The organism is Bacillus sp. 05T31 (assembly GCF_056396725.1).
The window spans coordinates 1-4,290 of the sequence record NZ_JBFTMA010000684.1 but is presented as its reverse complement, the minus strand read 5'-3'; the positions used below and the strand labels follow the sequence as shown (position 1 = coordinate 4,290).

The 4,290-nt window shown below is 30.2% G+C and carries 2 protein-coding genes and 2 pseudogenes; 1 reads left to right on the top strand and 3 read right to left on the bottom strand.

All coding sequences use genetic code 11. The features are described 5' to 3' along the window. Together AC1DJR_RS26585 and AC1DJR_RS26580 are read right to left on the bottom strand one after the other, a co-directional pair. Positions 1–106, bottom strand: a pseudogene (locus tag AC1DJR_RS26585) (ABC transporter permease subunit); the annotation flags it as partial. A 412-nt stretch (positions 107–518) separates the two neighbouring features. Further along, positions 519–704 (bottom strand): hypothetical protein, encoded by a 186-nt coding sequence (locus AC1DJR_RS26580; protein WP_000461142.1) that lies wholly within the window; start codon positions 702–704, stop codon positions 519–521. 486 nt (positions 705–1,190) lie between these two features. Here AC1DJR_RS26580 and AC1DJR_RS26575 point away from each other — a divergent pair, with 486 nt between their 5' ends. Then, entirely contained in the window at positions 1,191–3,704 is a 2,514-nt protein-coding gene (locus AC1DJR_RS26575; RefSeq protein WP_477003919.1) for a GTP-binding protein, read from the top strand. A 32-nt stretch (positions 3,705–3,736) separates the two neighbouring features. Here AC1DJR_RS26575 and AC1DJR_RS26570 read toward each other — a convergent pair. Continuing rightward, positions 3,737–4,290, bottom strand: a pseudogene (locus AC1DJR_RS26570) (NAD(FAD)-utilizing dehydrogenase); the annotation flags it as partial.

Here is a 4,290-nt window from a genome sequence, read left to right as displayed (position 1 = left end):
ATATATTTTTGAATAAATGAATGCATAGTATATAACTTGATGAAAGTCCTTTTCCATATGCAACCTCTACGTAATGTTTTTCATGTTCTTCTTTTATGTATAACACCGAATAAATATCCCTTAAGAAAAAATAGACGCAAAATATTCAAGGTATTATATAAATTCAATACAATGACTCCTACCAGTAAAATTCTGCTGGTAGGGATAGGGGCATTGGCTAAGAAACTTATTTTTTCATTAAACTAGCTTTTATTTCTTCTAGAAGGCCCATTAAAGTGCTATTAGGTAAAGTAAACATGGAAGTACTTTATTTATAAATAGTAAAGAACAAAAAAGGTATGGAAAATATCCATACCTTTTTTGTTCTTCCATTATCTATGTATAAAAAAGCGCCGTATATCAGCACTTTTTAAAGGTACGTAAATTGTATAATAAGGATTTCTACATTATTAAACACATAACTATGCATGGCCAAATATTGATTCTTATTTGGTTAATTGTTATAAGGATCTATACGGTTATTTATTTTTATTATTATTAATTTTTTCAGTATATAAAACCTGCTCTTTATAATGCTTTTTAATTGGGAAGTTATGTGTACCAGAGCCGTTTTTGAAAGTTTTATTGATGGGGTTTTTTAGAGGGACTGTTGTAGTTTCAGTAAATTCATATGGGTAATTTATTTTAGATTTATCTTCAAACATGAAAATGCCTCCTTTTTAGGATTTCCTGAATTCTTTACTATAACATGATATGCATATAGATTTTTTTTGGACTAGTTATTTATATAGGTTAATGGAATTTAATTACGTAACTACTGAAATATTTCAAAGGAAAACAATGTGAGAAATATATTATAAGGATTTCTTTTATTTATTAGCGAAGGGAATCGTGCATATATATTCGTTATAGATTGTTTTTATAATGTAATATATATATAGTTTTCCTGATAATATAATGTGGAATATTATAGTGTTATYAGGTTATTAGGAACATTTAATGTTGTTTCACAACTGAAAGGAAATTGAAAAAAAACTGAAACTTTTCTCATAAAAATTCAATCTTACTTGAAAAATGAAAGGAAAATGAAATTTTCTAAAAGGAATTCTTTGTTAAGATAAAAAGCATACATACAAAAAAGTATTGACATATCTCGAAAAATGTATTTTCGAGATATAGTGGGGGAAAARATGAGATTAGAAAAACAATTAATAAAAAAGATGTATTATGAAACATTCCTAATGGAGAATGAAACACACCCACCTCTTCAAGTACTTGGAGAAGCTTATGTAAACGAAGAAAAAAATGAGATTTCTGATGGATCTTATATTCGTTTTGCACAAGGTGAATTTTATTATCACCATCAAGATTTTGAAGCAGCTATTTTTAAATGGGAGAAAGTTAGTAATGAACTAGCACCATGGGCACAAAAAAATATTGCGGATGCTTACTTCGAACTTAACCAATTATCAGTTGCTGAAAATGTGTATACTTCCATTACTACTGATAACAAAATACTTATGACCGAAATTGTACTGCAATTACTGTCTCTTTACATCGAGCAAAATAATTTTGATTCAGCTTTCGCTGTTATAAAAGAAGCGGTTTCTTTAAATCCCGATTATCCAAACGTCACAACAATTGCCCGTTCCTTTTATGAAGAACAGCAAGATTTTGATAGTGCAGTAGAGCTTGCTGTGAACGAGTTAATTCGAACAGAATCTTATCCGTGGTTTGAGGTTCTAAAAGAATATATCGATAAAGGATTTACTAAAAATATTTCACCAGACTATTTTTATAAAGTATTAGTTACATTAAATAATGTAGATCAAGTACAATTTACGCAAATTGTTTCATCACTTTGGCACAGCTATAAAGATGAACAAAATTACTTATTATGGCTCAACACAATAAATGAATTTTTCATACATATCGAAATACATTCGTCCGATATATGGGACGAAATTTCTTCTCTTTACGAAGAAACATACTTTGAATTAATTCAAGGTCAATATATGCTTAGACAATTACACGATATCATTCCAAACCTGTTAACAAATTGGTTAAAGGTAGTCAATCCCTCTCATGCTGTATTTCCATCTGCAGCAGTATTGGCATGGGATGAGATTTTTCCTTCTAAAACTATTTTAGGAGAGAATATATTAGAAAACTCAATCTCAAATGTAGTTGTTTTTAAAAATGACGCTTATACAGAAATTAACGCTATAACAGATTCGGAAATTACAACAACTGAGAATTTCTCTGATTTCCATAACATGATGGCAGTGCATCGTCAAACATATAGAGATAGAGCGTGTGTTGAATTTAAATTACCATGCAGGTTTTTAAGTAAAAATAAACTTACATTCGTTGTTACACCTAGCTTTAATAGGAACAATGACGCGAGAGATGAGGTGTTTGAATATTTAAACTCTGTAGATGAATTATTATTCGTATTGAATACGGATTCACCTTTTACTGACAAAGAACGTGACATTCTATTAAGTATCCAAGAACATACACCAAATCTACAAGTTCATTTCTTATTAAATAAAATCGATAACATTTACAATGAAGCAGAAGCAAAAAGAGTTATACAAGATACGCAAGTGAGAATAAATACATATTTCCCTAATGCAAGAGTTTTCCCTTATTCTTCGTTATATACAAATAGTAAACAACTAAACGATTTAACTGAGTTTATTCATTTTAACTTTAACCATAAAAATATCGATGCAGAACGTACTGAAAAGCTATTGTTTTTCATTCGAAAAACAATTACATATCTTTTGGATAAACGCGTCGAGAGGGAAAATAATCTAGTGGATTCTATTAATTGGAATGAAGATATGTTAGTTAAACTAAATGCTTGTATTAATAACCTGACTGCTTTTGAGAAGGAAAAAATTCATTTAATTACAGAAACATATCGTACAATGAAAAACGAAATTACTAATGATCTTACAGAACATATTCCGAAACTATTGCAGAGTTGTTCCGATTTAATTAGTGAAGAAAGTGATTTTGGGCACATTGATATTGAACTAAATACAGCGATGAATGAAAGGGTGCAACAATATTTAGAACAAACTGTATTACCTAATCTTGCTCGCTCTATGCAAAATTGGATTGCGACTTCTAATAACGAGCTCCTTCAAAGTCAATTGTACTTAGCAGAAACCAGTGAAGGACTTAATTCTTTATTTGGAGAAAATCGAATACAGTTAGAATGTGACTTTAAAGTAATTGATGACTGGCGCAGAGATACTGATAGAATGACAACTAGAATACAAATGGAAGAAGTAAATATTTTACGCCGATTTACRCCAGCRCAATTTTTACTGAAAAGTGCCGGTAAATTATTTGGAGTTCTTCCTAAAAATAAAGCTATGCTATATAACAAATACAAACAGTATTTAGAAAATGAAGATTATACCGATGTAACGGCTTCTATTATGAAGAAATTTTTCTTGCAGTTTGAGCTATTTGAAAACACACAAGAGCGGGATATTAATATGTTCTTTAGAAATCCATTTGGCTCGTTGGAACAAGCTGTAAAAAACACTCATTTAGAAATAAAAGAAAAACAAGATAAACTGCATAAAATGAAATCAAACCCTGAAGTTTATCATGATCCTATAACGCTCTTTGAATTGAGATTACGTCTTATAAGAGAAGTAATAGGGAAAAGGGAGCAACAGTAATTAGTTGCTCCCTTTCCATTTAATTAGAGTATTTAAATGTCTGATAAATATTTTCCAACATACAGACCACTTGCAGCTGCTTGAGATAATGAATGAGTGACGCCTGAACAATCTCCAATTAAAAATAGCCCATTCATACTTGTTTCAAAGTGGTTATTGATTTTTATTGTAGGAGCATAGAACTTTCCATCAATTCCATATAATAAAGTATCTTTATCGATAGGTTCTTGGATAAATTGTTCTAAACGTAATAAAAATTTTTTGAGTCCTTCAATATATAATTGAGGAATTTCTTCATTCAAATCTCCATAATCTCCGTGTAGTGTAGGCTGTATACGATTATGTTTCATGTTGTTCTCCGCTGTAGGTTGTTTCTTTATTAAGTCCTCTAAACGCTGTATAACAATCCGATCTCGTCCTTGGTTAATGCTTTTAATAATTGAACTTGCGTATACATTTGCTTCTTTGAGAGTTGGAAAATAGCGTGGGATAAATAAAGTGAAATTTAAGTTAGAAGTGCCAGTTCCTTGCTCTCGAAAATTTTGACCGTCAGGCATAACTAAACCTTCTTCGTACTTTCGAATAA